Source organism: Bradyrhizobium sp. 956_D2_N1_4, from assembly GCF_052076025.1.
Lineage (GTDB): Bacteria > Pseudomonadota > Alphaproteobacteria > Rhizobiales > Xanthobacteraceae > Bradyrhizobium > Bradyrhizobium barranii.
This window is the reverse complement of sequence record NZ_CP197237.1, coordinates 305,759-323,664: the sequence shown is the minus strand read 5'-3', so window position 1 is coordinate 323,664 and position 17,906 is coordinate 305,759. Positions and strand designations below refer to the sequence as shown.

Genomic DNA, 17,906 nt, shown 5'->3' with positions numbered 1-17,906 from the left:
TAGTAGCGGACTAGGCCAAACTTACCGTCGCACGCGGCACAGCGAGCGGTTCGACTTCCAGAAACTTGGGAACAGTTTGGCATTGTCGTCTCCTCTTGTGGTCGCGTCCGATGTGTCGATCACCTTTTCTGTTGCATCGAGGCAGCCGCATCGACTGTCCTCGACCAAATCTTGCGGCACCGTTCGCAACGCCGCCAGTGAACCCAACCTAGGCGTCCTGCGCGAACATATCTTTCAACAACGCGTCCGATATTGCCCATAAGCACGACTTCCATCGCGCGCAGGGAACGCACCCCGACGATTGCGCGTTTGCGCGATCGCCCGATTCCGGAACTGGATCGACGTCACGGCGACGCACGCATGCACCGTCAATCACGGCACATCGAGGCCATGACGGGCGGCGATGGCGACCGTCGTTCGGAGATGCCGGGGTGTGCGGGACGATGGCAAGCTGGCCGTGGCCGATGAGGATCAGGATTTCTCCGCCACGCCGCGCAATCGGTGGCGCGCGGGTCATCGGCAATCTTGCGTCAGCGAGATTTCAACCGGACGGCTGCGGCGAGCATGCCGCCTCAGCCGTGAAACGCAAACAGCTCGATCGGATCGCTGAAGCCGCGCACCTCGTATTTGCCGACATGCTCGAGCTCGAACTCCCGCTCGACCAGCTCGGCGAAGGCGCGCGAGAGCAGCACCGGTCGTCCGAGCTGCTTGGTCAGGGCTTCGAGACGGGAGGCCATGTTGACGGCGGGACCGATGACAGTGAAGTCGAGCCGGCTGGACGATCCGATATTGCCGTACATGACGTCGCCGACGTGGACGCCGATGCCGTAGTTCAGCGGCGCGCGGCCGGTCCCGTTGTTCCGTTCGTTCAGCGCGGCCATAGCCTGCCGGGCTTCAGTCACGGCGCGCAGCAGGTTTGCGCAGGCGCCGGGCCCGCTGAGCGGGAAAATGGCGAGCAGGCCGTCGCCGATGAATTTCAGGATTTCGCCGCCGTGCCGCGCGATCGGCTCCGACATCGCGTCGAAGTAGTCGTTGAGGAGATCGATGACGTCGTCGCGCGGCCAGTTGTCCGAGATCTTCGTGAAGTCACGGAGGTCGCAGATCATGATCGCGGCACGCACCGTCGTGCCGGTGCCGCGCCGCGTGGCCCCGGCCAGGATGAGCTCGCCGGCATGGGAGCCGACATAGGTCTCGAGCAGCGTTCGCGCCAGGCGGTTCTTGACGCGGATCTCGCTGACCAGCGCCAGCACCGGCAGCACGTTCTTGAGCGCAACCAGATGCGCGTCGTCGAAGCCGCCGGGGCGATCGGTCGCGAAGGTGACGAGATGGCGCTTACCGAGTGTGTGGTGGAGCGGCCAGGCGACGTAGTCGGTCAGACCTTTCGCGCGCATCTCGTCATAGACCGCGTGCCTGCGGCCGAGCGACGGATCGCCTTCGAGGTTCTCGCGGAGTTCGCTCGCACCGTCCAGCATTTCGCTGACAGGGCTGCCGATGAACTCGGATCGCTCGAGCACATCGAAGTCGACCCGCGAGATCTTCGCCTCGCGCATGCCATCCAACCACATGAAGGCGGCGCCGAGCCATTGCGGATGCTGGATCCGGACGTGCATCGTCGACCGCTTGAGCGGAATGCCCGCCTGCTGGAGGCGGATGCACATCTCGGCAAAGATGTTGTCGATGAAGCGCTCGTCGCTCGTGCCGTTGGTCAGCCAGTCGACGACGCCGTCGGATAGCGTGGTGGGGCGATTTTGGTCTGGCGCGGTCATACCCTGCCTGTTCATATCGTGCCTTGCGCGGCGGTCGGCATTGTCGGGGCAGATATCGTGTTCCGGCGCCGCTGCGTCAACCTAGCCAGGTGCATGGATTATGCGCATCCGCCGGGCGGTTGCCATCTAGCCGACGAGCTGAATCGAGCCCAGTACCGCCAGCCCTGAGACGAGTCCCAATCTGGACGCCTCGGTCAGCTCGACCTTCAGCGTGCTGCCGTCGGGAATGACAATATCCTCGCTATTGAGACGAATGCTGCATTCGCCGGAAACCGCGTAAACCAGGTGCGTGCCGGCGGACAAAGGCCGATCGCCGGGTTCCCTGAGTGCCAGCAACTCGATCTCGGCCGCGCCGCGCCGGGCCATCAGGTTGACGACCTCGACGGGACCCGCCTCGAGCGCGGTCACGATCTCCATCTCTCCGGTGAAGCGCACCGTTGTAAAAGGTTCACGCTCGTCAAAATCCTGCGTGGGCGACTTCAGCACCAGCCCACGCCCGCCGACGACCATTTGCAGGCGGTCGATGCCGGGCATGTAGGAGAAGGGCCCGGGCGCCACGATCGGCGTCGAGGCAAAACGCCAGAGCAGGCTGTCCCAATCCTTCGCCGGCGCGTCGGCGCGATGGGCATCCGCGATATCGGTGAAGATGCCGCCGCCGTTCTTCCAGGGCGAGCGGGTGTAGTCTTCGGACTTCAGCAGCGTGGTTTTCATGTCTTGAATTTATCCGGGAAAGCATGTGGCCGAGATCGCCCGCGCATCATGCGCGGGTTGGGCCGGCATTGCCAACCGGTTTCACCAGCGATGAACTGCCGTCACGCCTTGGCGTCGAGGTTCAGCCTGGTGCTCAGCTCGTTGACGAGCGAATCCACGATCTGGTTCTGATAGGCCGAGATGCCGTTGAAATAGACCGGGCCGCCGGACTGCACCAGCAGGCCGCCGCCGGACACTTCGGCATCCTTGGCACCGCTCTCGGATTGGGTATCGAGCTTGCCCATGGCGTCGTCGAGCTGCGCGGCGGTCTTGTCGTCCATCTCGCCATTGGCTTGAAGCGTGGCGAGCAAGGCCTGGGAGGCACTGCCGAGATCGGCTCCCGTCCCCGTCTCGGCCGTCGCCGAGAACGTGCCGTTGGTCTTGCCGCTGTAGCTCTTGTAGGTCAGCGTCTCCGTGGTGGTGCCGTCGCTGTTGGTTCGATTGTCGAGCAACAGTTCGAACGCGCTGCCATAGGCGCCCGTCGTCAGCATGTTCGGATCGTTCGGATTCTTGTTCTTGCTCGCGCCTGTCTTGTCGGAGCCTGCGGTCCAGTTCGGCGGAACGGTGTAGCTGACGTTGGTCACGGCGCGAATTCCTGTGATCATTGCGCGGAAACATTCAGCAATTTTTGTGCCAGCGAAAGCGCAGTTGATTCCTGTCGGCTTTCCTTGTCGTAGCGCGCGGACTTCGCACAACGCTGCAAAAATTGCCCGGCAGTTTCATCCCGTCGCGCGATTGTGCGGAGCTTGCGCCTCAGTTCGTAGCCCGGATGAAGCGCAACGCAGTGCCGGGGGCAGCTCGCGCGATGAGGCTGTGCTCCCGGATGACGCTTCGCTCCATCCGGCCGCGCACCTCACTCTTTGTCAGGGGCATTGTTGGCCGTCAGCCTTCATGGCCGCACCAAAAGCCTTGCTGTCGAACTTGCCTATCTTCTCGGTGACGGATTTGACGAGATTTGGGGGGACGGATCGCTTCCCCTTGCCCCCGCCGGCGGCAACTTAGGTCAGAAATCTACCCCTTTTGGGTACCTTGCACGAAGCTTGAAGCGCCGCATAATACAGACACTTATCCAAAGGTAACCCGCTCGCGCCTCGGCCAGGCAATTGCGTAACGCGCTCCTCTCAGTGGGAGAATTGCAATGCCCGTGTTGGACTTGCCGTACTGGTTGATCATTGCAGGCTCCGCGTTGGTATTGGGCGGGCTCATTGGCTTAGGGGTCAGCCGCAACAGGCGGGTTGAGAGCGATCCCATTCTGCTCCCGGGCGATTTGACGGCATGGAGAGACGAGGGATCAGAGACCTCGGACCTTGCGGCTATCCGGGATTCGCACAACTGACGGCTTGCGCCCGTGGCCCATTCTGCGGAGCAAACTCTGGAGAGAGACATGACCCTGCACTTTACGCGCGTCGAGACTCCGGTGCATGAACTTGAAATCTGGATGGCGTGCAGCGGCGGATTTTCGTTCGTGATCAGTAACGAAAACCGCACCGGTCCTGGCCTTCACGGAAAGCCGGGCCTGGTTGCCTCATGGCGACCGGTCGAAGAAAACAAGTCCGCGATCAAGCTTGGCGGCTCCCCCTTCAGTACCTTCGCCGAAGCCGAGAAGGCCTGCGAGGCCGTCCTGGAGGCACTTGAGCAGATGAGCGAATCGCAAACGCCGAAGATTGCGTCCTCGCCGCAATGAAGAGAGACTCTGCTCGCCGGGGCATCGAATTCCGCGCCGCCGGATTGTACTGGCGTCTTACATTCCGCTCAGGCCGCTATCCACCGCGAGCGACTGTGCGGTGACGTAGACGCTTTCATCCGACAGAAAGAACAGCACGGCATAGGCGATCTCCCAGGCGGTGGCCTGCCGGCCGAAGGGGACGTGGCCCTTGCCGCGGCTGGGGCGGCCGGCGCCGGCTTCGCGGCCGTTGGGGGTGTCGACGAGGCCGGGATAGACGAGATTGGCGCGGATGCCGCGGCGCGAGCCGAGATGGGCGATGTTGCGCATCAGGCCGCCGAGCGCGGCTTTTGAAGAATCATACGCCGCCATCTGCGATCCCGCTTTCAGCGCGGCGATCGAGGAGATGAAGACGATGGCACCGCCATTGTCGAATTTCGGCATCGCTGCGCGGCAACAGAGCATGGGACCGCGAACGTTGACGTCGTAGATCCTGTTCCACTCCTCGGGGCTGACGGCATCGAGGCCGGTCTTGCCGAAGGTGCCGATGTTCAGCACCATGCCGTCGAGGCCGCCCATGGCGCGATGCGCCTCCTCGATCATGCGCTGGACGTCAGGCTCCGACGTGACGTCGGCAGTGATGGCAAAACCCTCGCCGCCTTCGTCGGTGATGTGCTTGACGGTCTGCTGTGCGGACGTCCGGTTGAGATCTGCCACCGCCACCTTCGCGCCCTCACGTGCGCACAAAATGCTCATGGCGCGGCCATTGCCGATTGGATCGGTGGCGGCGTCGAACACGCGCTGGCCGCCGCCGACGATCAGGATACGGCGTCCCTTCAGGCGTCCCCTGCCCGGCGCTTCGCCCAATGACTCCGCGCTTGGTGGACGGACGTAACGTTCCGGCTTGCTATCGATTTCCGCCATCTCAGCCGCCCTACTTCTTGCCGCCGTCATAGACCTTCATGCCGGCCGCGGGATCGAGATCGGTTTCGGTTGCCTCGGTCAGGCGCGCCATCATCATATAGAAGCCGAGCGCGACGATGGCTTCGACGATCTCCTGATCGCTGAAGTGTCTTCGCGCGGCAGCGAAGGTCGCCTCGGGCACCCGAACATTCTCGACCACCTCGCGGCCGAACTTCAGCAACGCGCGCTCAGCATCGCTTAAGCCGGCGGCATCGTAGTCAGCCCGCTCCACCGCATCGATCTGTCCTTGCGTGCAGCCGACCCCGATCGCGATCGGCACGTGCTGGCGCCATTCATAGGCGCCGCCCTCGAGCTGGGCGGCCTGCAAGATCAAAAGCTCGCGGTTGACGGCTGAGAGCTTCTGCTTGTGCAGGATCGAATTGCCGAGCCGCATCGCCGGGATCATGTTGGCCTCGGCATGGGCCATCATGCGGAAGATGTTGAGCTTGACCGGCATGCGGTCGAACGAGGCGCGGATATCGCCGCTCGTCGTCTCCGGATCAATCAGGGGCAGCCTTGCCACGCGTTTCTCCCTTGGGTTTTCGTTTCTTGTTGTCTTCGCCATTGCCCGCCGCGATCAGCGACAGGAAAAAGGCGAGATAGCGGTCGATCGCCTCGATCACCTTCGGCCGCGGCGAAGGTGCTGCGCCCATCACGTAATGCTCGAGGCGGATGTAGATCAGGCCGGCCGCGAACAGCCGCGCGGTCTCGCGCGGATCGGGTGTCGAGACCAAGCCGGCGAGCGCAAAACCGCGAAAGTAATCCGTCATCATGCTCTGCTCGCGCGCGTAAAAATGGTCGGCGAATTTGGCGCGGATGCCGGGCACGCGGTTACGCTCGGCGGTGATTACTTTCTGGAATTGGTGCTCGCGCGGGTCGGACCATTGCTCGACGAGATCAAGCGCGAACTGACGGCAGAACGCGGCCGGCTGGCGCGCCAGCTGCTTGTAGCGCGGCTCTTCCAACCGGCTCGCCGAACTGGCGGGGCCGTGCTCGGCCACGATCGCTTCGAGGATCGCGGCCTTGCCGGAGAAATGATTGTAGAGGCTGCTTTCGCGAATGCCGACGCGGCGCGCAAGCTCGCGCATCGAGGCGCCGCCATAGCCGCTCTGCGCGAACAGATTGAGCGCTTCGGAGAGGATGCGCTCGCGGGTCGTGGGCGCAGCCGCTTCCGCCGCGCTGGAGGTGTGGACAGCCATTTGGCTTGACTAACGAACGATCGTTCGCTAGTCAACCGTACGAACGATCGTTCGTTTCGCCAGTCTGGCGGCAGCGGTCGCGGCCCCGCAAGTCCGCTTCGGGCGCTGTTCTCGCGTTTCAACTCCGCTCCAATGAGAGGCGGAGAGCAATTTTGGGGAGACGACCTCATGGCGCGCTTTGCCCGCCTTCGCCTTCGTGCGGCCTGCATCCTGTTGCCGCTGCTCGCAGCCAGTGCCGTTCAGGCCCAAAGCGCGAAATACGATCCCGGCGCCGACGACAAGACCATCAAGATCGGCACCACCGCGCCGCTGAGCGGGCCAGTGTCCGCCTTCGCGCAGATCGCGAAATCGGCGGAGGCCTATTTCCGCAAGGTGAACGACGACGGCGGCGTCAACGGCCGGCGCATCCAGATGATCATCGCCGATGATGCCTACAGCCCGCCGAAGACGGTGGAGCAGACCCGGCGGCTGGTCGAGAGCGAGGAGGTGCTGCTGATCTTCGGCGGCGTCGGCACGCCGACCAACAGCGCCGTGCACAAATATCTCAACGACCGCAAGGTGCCGCAGCTCTTCCTGGGCTCTGGCGCCGCGAAATGGGACGATCCCAAGAACTTTCCGTGGACCGTTGGCTGGCAGCCGACCTATCGCGACGAGGCGATCGCCTACGCGAAGTACATCAAGGCGAGCCATGCCAACGCGAAGATCGGCGTGCTCTACCAGAACGACGATCTCGGCAAGGATTATCTGAAGGCGTTGGAGGAAGGGCTCGGCAGCGGCGAGGCCATTGTCGCGCGCGCGGCTTACGAGACCTCGGCGCCGACGGTCGATACGCAAATCCTGCAGCTCAAGACCGCAGGCGCAGAAATCGTGCTGGTGGCGGCAACGCCAAAATTCGCGGCGCAGGCGATCCGCAAGATCGGCGAGATCGGGTGGAAGCCTGTCACCATCATCTCCAATGTCTCGGCCTCGATCAGCGGCGTGCTGGAGCCGGCCGGCAAGGACAATTCCACCGGCGTGATCTCCAGCCAGTACCTGAAGGACGCCACCGATCCCGCATCGAAGGACGATGCCGGCTACAAGGAATGGCTGGCGTTCATGGACAAGTATTTGCCGGATGCCAACAAGAACGACTGGCTCAACGTCTACGGCTACACTATCGCGCAGACGCTGGTGACGGTGCTGAAGGCGTCCGGAAACGACCTCACCCGCGCCAATGTGCTGAAGCAGGCCACGACGCTCAAGGACGTAAAGCTGCCGATGCTGATCAACGGCACCGCGGTGAACAATTCGCCCGAGCACTACACGCCGATGACGAGCCTCCAGCTCATCCGCTTCGACGGCACGCGCTGGGTGCCGTTCGGCGATCTCCTGAAGAACTGAGCCCATGCGGCAGGTCAGGATCGGCAGCATGCGGATCGATCTCGTCAGCGAGATCCCTTCGCTTGCCTTCGAGAAGACCTGGCTGTTCGCCAACGTCACCGACGAGGTGATCGCGGAGAACCGGAGCTGGCTCGATCACCGCTATATCGAACCGGAGACCGGACGCTTCATCCTCAGCCACCACTCCTATCTCGTGCGCACGCCGCGCTGGACCGCCATCGTCGACACCTGCTGCGGCAATCACAAGCCGCGGCCGCGCGTGCCGGCGTGGGACAACCTCAACCGGCCTTACCTCGACAACATGCAGGCGCTGGGCGTTGCCCCTGAAGAGGTCGACTTCGTGATGTGCACGCACCTGCATGTCGATCACGTCGGCTGGAACACGCGGCTCCTCGACGGCCGCTGGGTGCCGACCTTCCCCAACGCACGTTATCTGATGGGACGCGAGGAGTACCGCCACTTCGAGGCCGCGCACAATGCCGCGCCGAAACGCCCGGTCAACCACGGCTCTTTCGAGGACTCCGTGCTGCCGGTCGTCGCCGCCGGCCTCGCCGAGCTGGTCGAGACCGATCATCGCGTGTTCAGCGATCGCGACGCAGGCTTACGCTTTGCGCCAGCGCCGGGCCACACCGCCGGCAACATGCAGATCCACCTCAATGGCGGCCACGATCATGCGGTGATGTCGGGCGACGTCATCCACCATCCCATCCAGTGCGCCGCGCCGTGGCTGTCGAATGCCGCCGACATCGATCCGGCCGCGGCGGTCGCGACGCGGATGGCGCTGCTGGAGGAGCTCGCGGACACGCCGAGCTATCTGCTCACCGGCCATTTTCCGGCGCCGACCGCCGGGCGCGTGATCCGGCACGGCGAGGCCTACAGATTTCATTTCGAGGATTAGGGGAAGCCATCATGATGCTGCGCACCGTCACGCTGTCGTTGCTCGCATTGCTGTCGGCGGCGCTGCCGGCACGCGCCGAGGATCCTGCCGCCTACCCCACCCACAAGATCAAAATGCTTCTGCCCTATGCGGCCGGCGGCGGCGGCGACGTGATCGGCCGCTTGCTCGCCGACAAGATGGGCAAGACGCTAGGACAGGGCGTCTATATCGAGAACCACACGGGTGCTGCCGGCACACTCGGCACGCAGATGGTCGCGGCGTCGCCGAACGACGGCTACACCATCACCGTCGGCGGCATGACCACGCATGTGCTGGCGCCGGCGATCTATCCAAAACTGCCCTACGATTCGATCAAGGATTTTACGACGATCGGACGCATCGGGACGTCCTCGATCATGCTGGTGGCGACCAAAGACTTTGCTGCCAATGACATCAAGGGCCTGATCGCGCTTTCCAAGAAGGGCGAGCCGATCCAGTACGGCAGCTGGGGCGTCGGCTCGACCGGACAATTCTGTGCGGAAATCCTGATGCAGCAGACCGGCATCAAGATGGATCACGTGCCGTTCAACGGCATCGCCAAACTCGCGGGCGACCTGCTTGGCGGCCACATCTCGCTCGCGACGCTCGACATGGCGACCGCGACGCCGCTGGTGAAGGACGGCTCTATCAAGGCGCTGGCCGCCTGCGGCGAGCGCTCGCCGAGCCTGCCTGACGTCGCAACCTACAAGGAACAGGGCGTGCCGTTCGACCGCAGCCTGTCCTGGGCGATGTATGGTCCCGCCGGCCTCGCGCCGCCGATCGCACAGAAATTGTCGGCGGCGTTGAAGGACGCGCTGGGCGATGCCGAGGTGAAGGAGAAGCTTTTGGGGCTCGGCATCACGCCGCAATACGTGCCTGGCGACGAGCAGCGCGACATCAACGCCCGCGACATCGCGGCCTGGAAGCAGGTTGCCAGGGACGCAGGCATCGAAGTCAAGTGACGATCGCGAGCGATCAGAAGGGAGCGCGGGCATGAGCCGCATTTTCGGCGCGGTGCGCCAGAACGGATACGTCGTGCGGGACATCCGGGCCGCGATGAAGCATTGGATCGAGGTGATGGGCGTCGGCCCCTGGTACTACATGGACCGCGTCAAGACCGACTGGTTCCGCCATCGCGGCCAGGACTCCGCGGTCGAGATGAGCATTGCGCTGGCCAATTCCGGCGATCTCCAGATCGAGCTGATCCAGCAGCGCAACGATGCGCCCTCGCTGTACAAGGAATTCCTCGACGCCGGCCACGAGGGCCTCCAGCACATGTCCTACTGGAGCCACGACTATCAGGCGCTCTACGACAAGGCACTCGGGCTCGGCTACAGGATAGGCCATGAAGGCCAGATCGGCGGAGACAAGGGACGCTTTGCCTATTTCGACACGCAGGCCCATCCAGGAACCATCATCGAAATCTCCGACATCAGCGGCACCAAGGGGCCGTTCTTCGAGAAGGTCCGGCAGGCGGCGATGACCTGGGACGGGACGCGGCCGATCCGCGAAGTCGGCGGAGCGAAACCTTAAAATCCGACCGCAGGATTGCGACCGGAAGAGGCCGCAGATGCGGTACGACCGCGATCCATGGTAGCATGAACCTCGTGTCCGAACCTTCAGCGAGGCAAGCATGTCCAACACTGACAAGGTTTTCGCCGGCTCGATTCCGAAAATCTACGACGAGTATCTCGTCCCGCTGATCTTTGCCCACTACGCCGCCGACATCGCGAAGCGTATCGCGGCTCTTTCCCCGTCGACGATACTGGAAACCGCGGCAGGTACCGGCGCCGTTACGCGGGCCGTGACCGCGGCGCTGCCTCCCGGCATCCGTTACGTCGCAACCGATCTCAACGAGCCGATGCTCGCGATCGCGGCGCAGCGCCAGGGTGAGGACCCGCGCATGACATGGCGTCAGGCGGATGCCACCGCCCTGCCCTTTGACGAAGCCGCGTTCGACGCGGTCTGCTGCCAGTTCGGTGTCATGTTCTTTCCCGACCGCGTCAAAGGCTATGCCGAGGCAAAGCGGGTGTTGCGACCGGAAGGCACGTTCGTATTCAACGTCTGGGACCGCATCGAGGAGAACGTGTTCGCTGACGACGCCACCGCCGCGCTCGGAAAAATGTTTCCCGATGATCCGCCCCGTTTCATGGTGCGGACGCCGCATGGCTATCACGACAAGGCCATTATCAGAGCCGATCTGGAACAAGCGGGCTTCCGCCACATCTCGATCCAAACGCTTGCTGCGGTGAGCCGCGCGCCGTCGGCCGAGTATGTCGCGATCGCGCTCTGCCAGGGTACGCCGCTGCGGAGCGAGATCGAGGCCAGGGATGCCAGCAAGCTTCAGGCTGCGACCGACCTCGTCGCCGAGGCACTCCGATCGCGCCATGGGTCCGGAGCGGTCGAAGGCAAGATTCAGGCGATCGTGATCGAGGCTCGGCCGTAGGTGCGGACCCTCAGCGCAGGTTTGCGCGAAGCTCGCGCACGCCGCGTCCGAGCCGTTCCCGCAAGAGCGTCCGGAGCGTCGCGCCGTCCTCATAGCCGACCTCGGCGGCGATCGCATCGACGTCGAGACCGCTGCCATGCAGCAGTGACTGCGCGCGCTCGACTCGCAGATCCTGAAAGTAGGAGAGCGGAGACTTACCGAGCACCGACTCGCACCGGCGCTGCAAGGTGCGTGCGCTCGTCGCGAGCGCACTGGCGGCCTCCTGCAGCGAAAACCCTTGCTTGAGATGTTCGCGCGCCCAGCGCTCGAAACGCTGGATGAGCGGATCGGCCTGCGCGAGGTGATTGGGAATGATGAAGGGCGCCTGCAGGGAGCGCAGGTCGGCGAGCAGATAGCGCGACACGACGGCCGCGAGCTCGGGGCTCGCCTGGCGTATGAACCACAGCGCAAGATCGAGATGCCCCATCGCAGCGCCCGCCGTGACGACGCGGTCCGATGTCACCAGCATGCGTGCCTCATCGAGTCGAACATTGGGGTAGCGTTGGCGAAACAAGGGTGACAGCCACCACGTGGTGGTCGCGTCCCGTCCATCGAGCAGCCCCGCCTCCGCCAGCACGAAGGTACCGATGCAGGACGCGGCGATGCGCGCGCCCTCGGCGTACCAGGACTGGAGCTGTTTCACTGCCTCTCTGACATCGCGCCGGTCGAGCGCCGGAATCAGCTGTTCCGGCCGGCTCGTATTCAACGCCGGCACGATGACCCAGTCCGGCTTCAGATCGGATGTTACCGATTTGACGGGGATCGCAAAGCCCTGCCCGGATCGGACCTTCTTCCGCACGCCGACAATTGAGACATCGAAGTGGGGCGCTCCGCCCGTTTGAGCGGCTGCGAAATTGTTGGCGATGGTGAATGCATCGAGCGTCACGGTCAGCCCGGTGTCCCAAAATCCCTCCAGGGCGAGCAATTGAATGCGCATGGCGGAAACGCTCTCAAAGTTGTCGTTTACGACACTACCGTTCGAACGGAAGCAAGCCTAGCTTGCGATGCAACGGCAACCGGAACGAAGGCCTTCATCGCGATCGATAGATAAGAGCAATCATCTGAACAAACAAAGCTATTCCAGATGTTCGCTCGAGGAATCGATGGCGTAAACGCCTCTAAAAATGGCGTTTTTGCCAACATTGCAGGAGGCCCTTGATCCGATGCCGTCCACTGACAAGCAGCAATCCAAAGGAGCCCACATGAAAGTCATCGCCATCGGTAACATCGGCAAGGCACCGACACCCGAGCAGCGGCAGCAGATCATGCCGAGGGAAGTGCCGGCCACGCTCAAGCTCTATCTCGACGGGAAGATCGAGCAGTTCTGGTTTCGCCAGGACAAGCCCGGCGTGATCTTCCTGATGAACGTCGAATCCCTCGAACAGGCCAAGGCGACCGTGGAAGCACTGCCGCTCGTCACCCACGGCTTCGCCACTTACGAGCTGATGCAAGTCGGTCCGCTCGCGCCGCTGGGCATGCTCATCCAGGGCAGGTGACCGCGCGTCAGACCGACGCGACGCTTCCACCAACCTTCCGAACCGGCCCGCATCGCCGCCGTTCCACGGCGGCGATGCAACGTGCGGCAATCGCTGCCGGCGAAGCATGACTAAATGAAGAGCGTAAACCTCGGAACATGGAGGATTTCAAATGAAGCTTACACTCGCTGCCGGTCTCCTGGCATTCGCCCTGTGCCTGACCTCCGCCGTCCCCGGACGAGCGCAATCACCCACGCCACCGACACCGACCACCCGAATTCTCGCGATCGGCACGGTAAACCCCGGCGCCGATGTCGCCGCTGCGCGCGCCATCCTGCCGATGGAAGTGCGCGAGACGGTGAAGCTCTATCTCGATGGCAAAATCGACCAGTGGTACTCGCTGCAAAATCGTGTCGGCGTCGCGTTCATCCTGAACGTCACGGATATCGCGGCCGCTCATGACATGCTCGAAAAGCTGCCCCTGGGGCAGGCTCATCTCATGAGCTTCGAGCTGATCCCGCTTGGCCCGCTCAATCCGCTTCGGCAGTTGCAGGGCATGTCGACGGGTCCACAGTAGACAGCCGGTATGCCCGTCGTCGGCGCCGCTGCGGTCGCCGACGACAAATATCTTCAGCTCAGGCGATGACGCGGCCCAGCGCGGCGCGCCGTCCTACCAGAAGCCCCGCTGCATCGGCTGCGCCGGCTGATAATACTGATACTGGCCGCGGCGGCGCGGATTGACGGGCTGCGGGTTCGGCTGCGGCTGGAAGAAGAAGCCGAAGCCGTTGCCGCCATTGCCCCAGCTGTCATCGCTTGCCATTTCCATCGGCGGCGGCGCGGTCGGCTTGCGGGTGATGAAGCCGCCCTGCGGATGATTGCTCAGCACCGCGACGAACTCGGTGCGGTAGTTGGTCTCGGCACTCAGCGGCTCGTCCGAAATCACGATCGACGAACGCGGCAATGCCGTCGGCCCGATGCGATCCCAGACGTCCTGCGGAATGGTGATGCGGTCGAGCGCGTCCTTGGCGTCGTCGCCGTTCTCGATCGTGACCACGCTCCAGCGCAGGCCGGTATCGGCCTTCGCCATCGCGGTGAAGATATGCGTGCCGAGCGGCTGGTCGGGATTGCGGATGGTGACGGGCACCTCGATGCTGGTGTCGAACACTTCGCCGCCGCCATCCGGCGCCGGCTTGTGCGTGTTCCGCCGCACGTAGAGCTTCTGCGTCGCGCGGCTGATGTAAACGGACACCGGCTCAAGCGCGAGCTTGGCGTCGGTCGCAGCCGTCACGGCATCGGCCTTCCTGGTTGCCGCGACCTTTGCGGCCTCCTTGGTGGCGGCAACGGCGTCGCGCTTCGGCTGCGCGGTGGCCTTGGCGGCATCGAGCGCCGACGCAGCGTCGGCGGCCTTGGTCGCAACCTTCTGCTTCAGTTCCTCGGCCTGCGCCCGCGCCTGATCGGTCTTGGCGGCCGCGATCTTCTTGTCGGCGAAAGCGAGCTCGGCGTCGGCCTTGGCCTTCTGCTGTTCCAGCTTGCGCAGCGATGCGGGAAGCGACGCGGCCTCCTTCGCGGCCGCGGCCGCAGCCTTCTTGGCCTCGGCGGCAGCCTGGATCGCCTCCTCGGCTTCAGCGGAGAGCTTGTCGGACCGGTTCGGCACGGCCGCGATGGCCTCGCGCTTCGGCACGAACAGCGAGGGATGAGTGAAATCGATCGGGGCCGCGTCGTTCGGCGAGATGATCACGCGCATGCCGATGTTGGTTTTGTCGAACAGGCCCTCGGCAAAGCCGAAGGGCATCCGCACGCAGCCGTGCGAAGCGGCATAGCCGGGCAGCGGCCCGCCATGCAGCGCGATGCCGTTCCAGGTGATGCGCTGCATGTTGGGCATCCAGGCATCGTCATACATGGTCGAACGGTGGTCCTTGTCCTTCTCGACGATGGCAAAGACGCCGGCCGGCGTCTCGCGTCCCGTCGTGCCGGTCGAGACCGGCGCACGCAGGATCCAGCCGTCGGCATCGTAGAAGGTGACCTGCTGGCTCTTGATCGACACGATCGCCATGATCGGCTCGCCGGCCTCGCGCGGCGCCACCGCCTCGGCCGGCTGGCGGGCCTGCTTGGCCGCCTCGGCGCTTCCGCTCAGCGCCGTCAGGGCAACGGCCGTTGCGAGCGCAACAAGTCCGGGGGGCCGCCAACGCCGCATCGCCGTGGTGGATTGCGCCGTCGTCATCAGGTCTTTCATGCCATTCCCCGGTCCAGTACCAGTCCGCGCCTTACGTCGATCACGTCAGATTGCGATCTTTGAATTAAGAATTCGCAGCCACCTTGCGTTCCGTATCCGGCAATATTCGGACCTATCAGGCGGCAAATCTCTCATATACGAGGGCTCGCGCGGGCGGAAGATGGGCTGGGGCCGGAGCTGGCCCGGGGCTGGTCACGAATCGCTGCGGCACAATGTCCGGTTAGTGGGTACGGCGCCCGATCAGCCGGGTCATTGCAGCGCCGAACAGGCCGAACAGCGCATACACCATGAGCGGCAGAGCGTGCGCGGCAGCCTGCCCGACCGGTTCGTGCTCCACGATTAGCAGGACCGCGAACACGGTCAGGCTCAGGAGGACGCAGATGAGGGCGGCAGCAAGGCCCAGCCTGCGCAGAACGAAGGCAAAGTCGGCGGTGGTCATGACCGCATCCGGGGCGAAGATGAACAGACCTACGCTAGACCCGCCCGCGACAGCAGGATGTGACCGTCATCACAGAGAGTCGGTTCCCGAACGCCGGCCGACTCAGGACGCGACACCAACCGCCTTGCTGTCGACCGCCGCCTGGATTTCCGCATCGCTCAGGCCGGCCTCGCGCAACACCTCGCGCGAATGCTCGCCGAGGCGCGGCGCCATGCGATGGATGCCGGCCGGGCTTTCCGAGAATTTCGTCGCGGGCCGCGCCTGCCGGATTCGGCCTTCGGTCGGATGATCGATATCCGCAAACAATGCGACGGCGGCGAGATGCGGCTGCTCGCCGATCTCGGTGAGCCGGGCGAAGGCGGTGTGCGGCACGTCCAGCCGCAGCAGCAATTCCTCCCACTCCGCGGTGGTGCGGGTCGGCCCGATCTCGCTCATGCGGTCATAGACCTTGTCGATGTTCTGGGAACGAAGCACGGGATCGCGCACCCCGAGTTCCTCGATCAGCTCGGAACGGCCGACAGCCTCGAAGAAGGCGCACCAATTGTCTCCGGAGTAAGGCAGCATCGTCAGCCAGCCGTCCTTGGTCTGCACCGGGCGCCGGTTCTTCATCCGCATGTAGCCGGTCGGGCCGATCGGCGGATCGAACGCGTGTCCGCCCAGCATCTCGATGCTGTTGAAGCCGGCGATGGTTTCCAGCATGGGGACTTCGACCATCTGGCCCTGCCCGCTGCGCTCGCGCCGGAACAAGGCCGCGGACACCGCGCCGACCATCGCCATCGCGCAGATCTTGTCGCCGATCAGGCTCGGAACGAATTCCGGCTCCTCGTCCGATCCGATCGATGACGCAAGGCCTGAAGCCGCCTGGATGATCTCGTCGAATGCGGGGCGCGCCGCCCACGGCCCGTCCTGGCCGAAGCCGGTCGCCGCGGCATAGATCAGCCGCGGATTGAGCTTTGCGCAGGCCTCGTAACCGAAGCCGAGCCGCGCCATCGCCGCGGGTCGCACATTGGTGACGAGCGCATCGACCGTCGGGATCAGTTTTGCCAGCGCGGCCTTGCCGTCAGGATGCTTCAGGTCGAGCGCGAGGCTGCGCTTGTTGCGGTTGACGGCCATGAACTGGCCGCTCATGCCGCGGTTCCGGAACACGCCGGTGTAGCGCCAGGTATCGCCCGCGGGCGGCTCGACCTTGATGACATCGGCGCCCCAGTCGCCGAGCATCTGCGCGGCGTAGGGCCGAACAGCACGCTCGTCAGATCGAGAACGCGGATACCGCTGAGGGGACCGGTCGGTGTCATCGTCGTTTCACTGTCGTTGGAGGAAGCAACTGTGGGATAAGACGGGCGGGCAAGGCTGTGCCAGCCCGCCCGTCACACTGCGTCGATCCTATTCGCCGATCACGTCGCCGAACAGCTCCCAGGACTTGCCGTTGAAGCGCGCCATCTGCAACTGCCGGATCGGCGTCACCTGCTCGGCCGAGGTGTTGAGCTTGATGCCCGGCAGCAGCATCGGCAATTCGACGTCCTTGAACGACTGCGTCTGCTTCATCAAATTGGCGCGGGTGAGGTCGTTGCCGGCGCGCTGCAGCACCAGCTCCATGATCTGCGCCATGGTGTAGCCGGTGACGTTGAAGACGTCGGCCGGATCGGCGCTCGAATTGTACGTCTTCATCCACTCGCGCCAGGCTTTCATGCCGGAATCATTCTCCCAGCGCGGATCACCGGGATCCTTCTGGAAAGCACCGGTGACGATGCCGACGGAATTGTCGAGCCCGGCCGGCACCAGCACGGAGCCGACGGAGTTGGAAACGGCGGGAAGGATGATCTGCGGCTTCCAGCCGAGCTCGGCGATCTTCTTGATCGCTTGCGCCGCGAATTTCGGCGTGCACTCGTTGAAAACAACGTCGGCGCCGGCGGCCTTGAACTTGACGATCTGGGAGTCGACGGTCGGATCCGATGTCTCGTAGGTGGCCTCGGACACGATCTGGTTGACGTGCTCCCCTAACCCTTCCTTGAAGCCGGCGAGATAGTCGCGCCCGGGATCTTCGTTCGGCGTGATGACGGCGATTTTGGCATTCGGCTTGTTCGCAAGAATCCACTTGGCATAGATGCGGCCTTCGGTCCGGTAGGTCGGCTGCGAACCGGTGGTCCAGGGAAAATGCTGCGGATCGTTCCAGCGGCTGGCGCCGCTCGACGGGAACAGCTGCGGGATCTTCTTGGCGTTGAGGTATTTCTGCGCGGCGATGTTGGGACCGGTGCCGAGCATCGAGAACATCGCCAGCACCTCGTCGCTCTCGGCGAGGCGGCGAATCTGCTCGACCGTCTTCGACGGCGAATAACCGTCGTCCATGCTGAGCAGCTCGACCTTGCGGCCGTTGATGCCGCCCTTGTCGTTGAGCATCTTGAAATAGGCGATCTCGGCGCGGCCAATCGCGGAATAGGCGGAGGCCGGTCCCGAGTAGGGCATGGTCTGCCCGAGCTTGATCGACGTGTCGGTCGCGCCGGTGTCGTAGTTTCCGGCCGTCGCGGCCGAAGCGGCGCCCAGCGCCGCAAGCAGAGCAACGACTCCACGGACCAGTTGTCTTCCCGACATGCTCGGCATCTCCTTCCCAGGCAAGACGCATCGACGCGCGAGCTCACA

General features: G+C 64.0%; 19 protein-coding genes. 8 read left to right on the top strand and 11 right to left on the bottom strand.

Annotated features, from left to right (window positions below; all coding sequences use genetic code 11):
- Nucleotides 1–572 precede the first annotated feature (572 nt).
- The 3 genes from AB7535_RS01580 to AB7535_RS01570 all read right to left on the bottom strand — a co-directional run bounded on the left by AB7535_RS01580 (nt 573) and on the right by AB7535_RS01570 (nt 3,100).
- Nucleotides 573–1,766: an adenylate/guanylate cyclase domain-containing protein gene (locus AB7535_RS01580; protein ID WP_085403326.1), complete on the bottom strand. Its 1,194-nt coding sequence runs from the start codon at nt 1,764–1,766 to the stop codon at nt 573–575.
- 126 nt (nt 1,767–1,892) lie between these two features.
- On the bottom strand, nt 1,893–2,477 hold the full coding sequence (locus tag AB7535_RS01575) for a HutD/Ves family protein (RefSeq protein ID WP_085403276.1): 585 nt from the start codon (nt 2,475–2,477) through the stop codon (nt 1,893–1,895).
- Between the two features lie 101 nt (nt 2,478–2,578).
- Nucleotides 2,579–3,100 (bottom strand): hypothetical protein, encoded by a 522-nt coding sequence (locus tag AB7535_RS01570; RefSeq protein WP_135215557.1) that lies wholly within the window; start codon nt 3,098–3,100, stop codon nt 2,579–2,581.
- Nucleotides 3,101–3,900: 800 nt separating this feature from the next.
- Here AB7535_RS01570 and AB7535_RS01565 point away from each other — a divergent pair.
- Nucleotides 3,901–4,200, top strand: coding sequence for a hypothetical protein (locus tag AB7535_RS01565; protein ID WP_085403273.1), 300 nt, complete (start codon nt 3,901–3,903; stop codon nt 4,198–4,200).
- 57 nt (nt 4,201–4,257) lie between these two features.
- Here the strand turns inward: AB7535_RS01565 and AB7535_RS01560 are convergent, their stop codons facing one another.
- Genes AB7535_RS01560 through AB7535_RS01550 form a run of 3 tightly spaced genes read right to left on the bottom strand, consistent with a single transcriptional unit; the run spans nt 4,258 to nt 6,341 of the window.
- Nucleotides 4,258–5,103, bottom strand: a complete 846-nt coding sequence (locus AB7535_RS01560) for an SDR family NAD(P)-dependent oxidoreductase (RefSeq protein WP_085403272.1) — start codon at nt 5,101–5,103, stop codon at nt 4,258–4,260.
- Between the two features lie 10 nt (nt 5,104–5,113).
- Nucleotides 5,114–5,665 (bottom strand): carboxymuconolactone decarboxylase family protein, encoded by a 552-nt coding sequence (locus AB7535_RS01555; protein WP_085403271.1) that lies wholly within the window; start codon nt 5,663–5,665, stop codon nt 5,114–5,116.
- The gene (locus AB7535_RS01550) at nt 5,643–6,341 is read right to left on the bottom strand and encodes a TetR/AcrR family transcriptional regulator (protein WP_085403270.1); all 699 of its coding nucleotides are present in this window, start codon (nt 6,339–6,341) and stop codon (nt 5,643–5,645) included. The genes AB7535_RS01555 and AB7535_RS01550 overlap by 23 nt, the downstream gene beginning before the upstream one ends.
- A 168-nt stretch (nt 6,342–6,509) precedes the next feature.
- Between AB7535_RS01550 and AB7535_RS01545 the strand changes: the two genes are divergently transcribed.
- The 5 genes from AB7535_RS01545 (at nt 6,510) to AB7535_RS01525 (ending at nt 11,083) form a co-directional block, all read left to right on the top strand.
- On the top strand, nt 6,510–7,721 hold the full coding sequence (locus AB7535_RS01545; RefSeq protein WP_085403269.1) for an ABC transporter substrate-binding protein: 1,212 nt from the start codon (nt 6,510–6,512) through the stop codon (nt 7,719–7,721).
- A 4-nt stretch (nt 7,722–7,725) separates the two neighbouring features.
- Nucleotides 7,726–8,619 carry an MBL fold metallo-hydrolase gene (locus tag AB7535_RS01540; RefSeq protein WP_085403268.1) on the top strand — a complete coding sequence of 298 codons (894 nt, stop codon included), beginning with the start codon at nt 7,726–7,728 and terminating at the stop codon, nt 8,617–8,619.
- Nucleotides 8,620–8,630: 11 nt separating this feature from the next.
- Nucleotides 8,631–9,599 carry a Bug family tripartite tricarboxylate transporter substrate binding protein gene (locus AB7535_RS01535; RefSeq protein ID WP_085403267.1) on the top strand — a complete coding sequence of 323 codons (969 nt, stop codon included), beginning with the start codon at nt 8,631–8,633 and terminating at the stop codon, nt 9,597–9,599.
- A 31-nt stretch (nt 9,600–9,630) separates the two neighbouring features.
- Nucleotides 9,631–10,170, top strand: coding sequence for a VOC family protein (locus AB7535_RS01530; protein ID WP_135215556.1), 540 nt, complete (start codon nt 9,631–9,633; stop codon nt 10,168–10,170).
- A 100-nt stretch (nt 10,171–10,270) separates the two neighbouring features.
- Nucleotides 10,271–11,083, top strand: coding sequence for a class I SAM-dependent methyltransferase (locus AB7535_RS01525; RefSeq protein WP_085403265.1), 813 nt, complete (start codon nt 10,271–10,273; stop codon nt 11,081–11,083).
- 10 nt (nt 11,084–11,093) lie between these two features.
- Here the strand turns inward: AB7535_RS01525 and AB7535_RS01520 are convergent, their stop codons facing one another.
- Complete coding sequence (locus AB7535_RS01520; protein ID WP_135215555.1) at nt 11,094–12,059, bottom strand: GlxA family transcriptional regulator; 966 nt, start codon at nt 12,057–12,059, stop codon at nt 11,094–11,096.
- 265 nt (nt 12,060–12,324) lie between these two features.
- Here AB7535_RS01520 and AB7535_RS01515 point away from each other — a divergent pair, with 265 nt between their 5' ends.
- Together AB7535_RS01515 and AB7535_RS01510 are read left to right on the top strand one after the other, a co-directional pair.
- A complete protein-coding gene (locus AB7535_RS01515; RefSeq protein WP_085403325.1) occupies nt 12,325–12,618 on the top strand; it encodes a hypothetical protein in 294 nt (97 codons plus the stop codon).
- 151 nt (nt 12,619–12,769) lie between these two features.
- Complete coding sequence (locus AB7535_RS01510) at nt 12,770–13,174, top strand: hypothetical protein (protein ID WP_063985350.1); 405 nt, start codon at nt 12,770–12,772, stop codon at nt 13,172–13,174.
- A gap of 93 nt (nt 13,175–13,267) precedes the next feature.
- On the opposite strand, the gene AB7535_RS01505 is transcribed toward AB7535_RS01510, so the two are convergent.
- The 4 genes from AB7535_RS01505 to AB7535_RS01490 all read right to left on the bottom strand — a co-directional run bounded on the left by AB7535_RS01505 (nt 13,268) and on the right by AB7535_RS01490 (nt 17,867).
- The gene (locus AB7535_RS01505) at nt 13,268–14,830 is read right to left on the bottom strand and encodes a L,D-transpeptidase (RefSeq protein ID WP_085403263.1); all 1,563 of its coding nucleotides are present in this window, start codon (nt 14,828–14,830) and stop codon (nt 13,268–13,270) included.
- A gap of 220 nt (nt 14,831–15,050) precedes the next feature.
- Entirely contained in the window at nt 15,051–15,269 is a 219-nt protein-coding gene (locus AB7535_RS01500; protein WP_085403262.1) for a hypothetical protein, read from the bottom strand.
- Nucleotides 15,270–15,371: 102 nt separating this feature from the next.
- On the bottom strand, nt 15,372–16,487 hold the full coding sequence (locus tag AB7535_RS01495) for a CaiB/BaiF CoA transferase family protein (RefSeq protein WP_439037213.1): 1,116 nt from the start codon (nt 16,485–16,487) through the stop codon (nt 15,372–15,374).
- A 165-nt stretch (nt 16,488–16,652) separates the two neighbouring features.
- Nucleotides 16,653–17,867, bottom strand: coding sequence for an ABC transporter substrate-binding protein (locus AB7535_RS01490; RefSeq protein WP_167768139.1), 1,215 nt, complete (start codon nt 17,865–17,867; stop codon nt 16,653–16,655).
- Between the last annotated feature and the right edge of the window lie 39 nt (nt 17,868–17,906).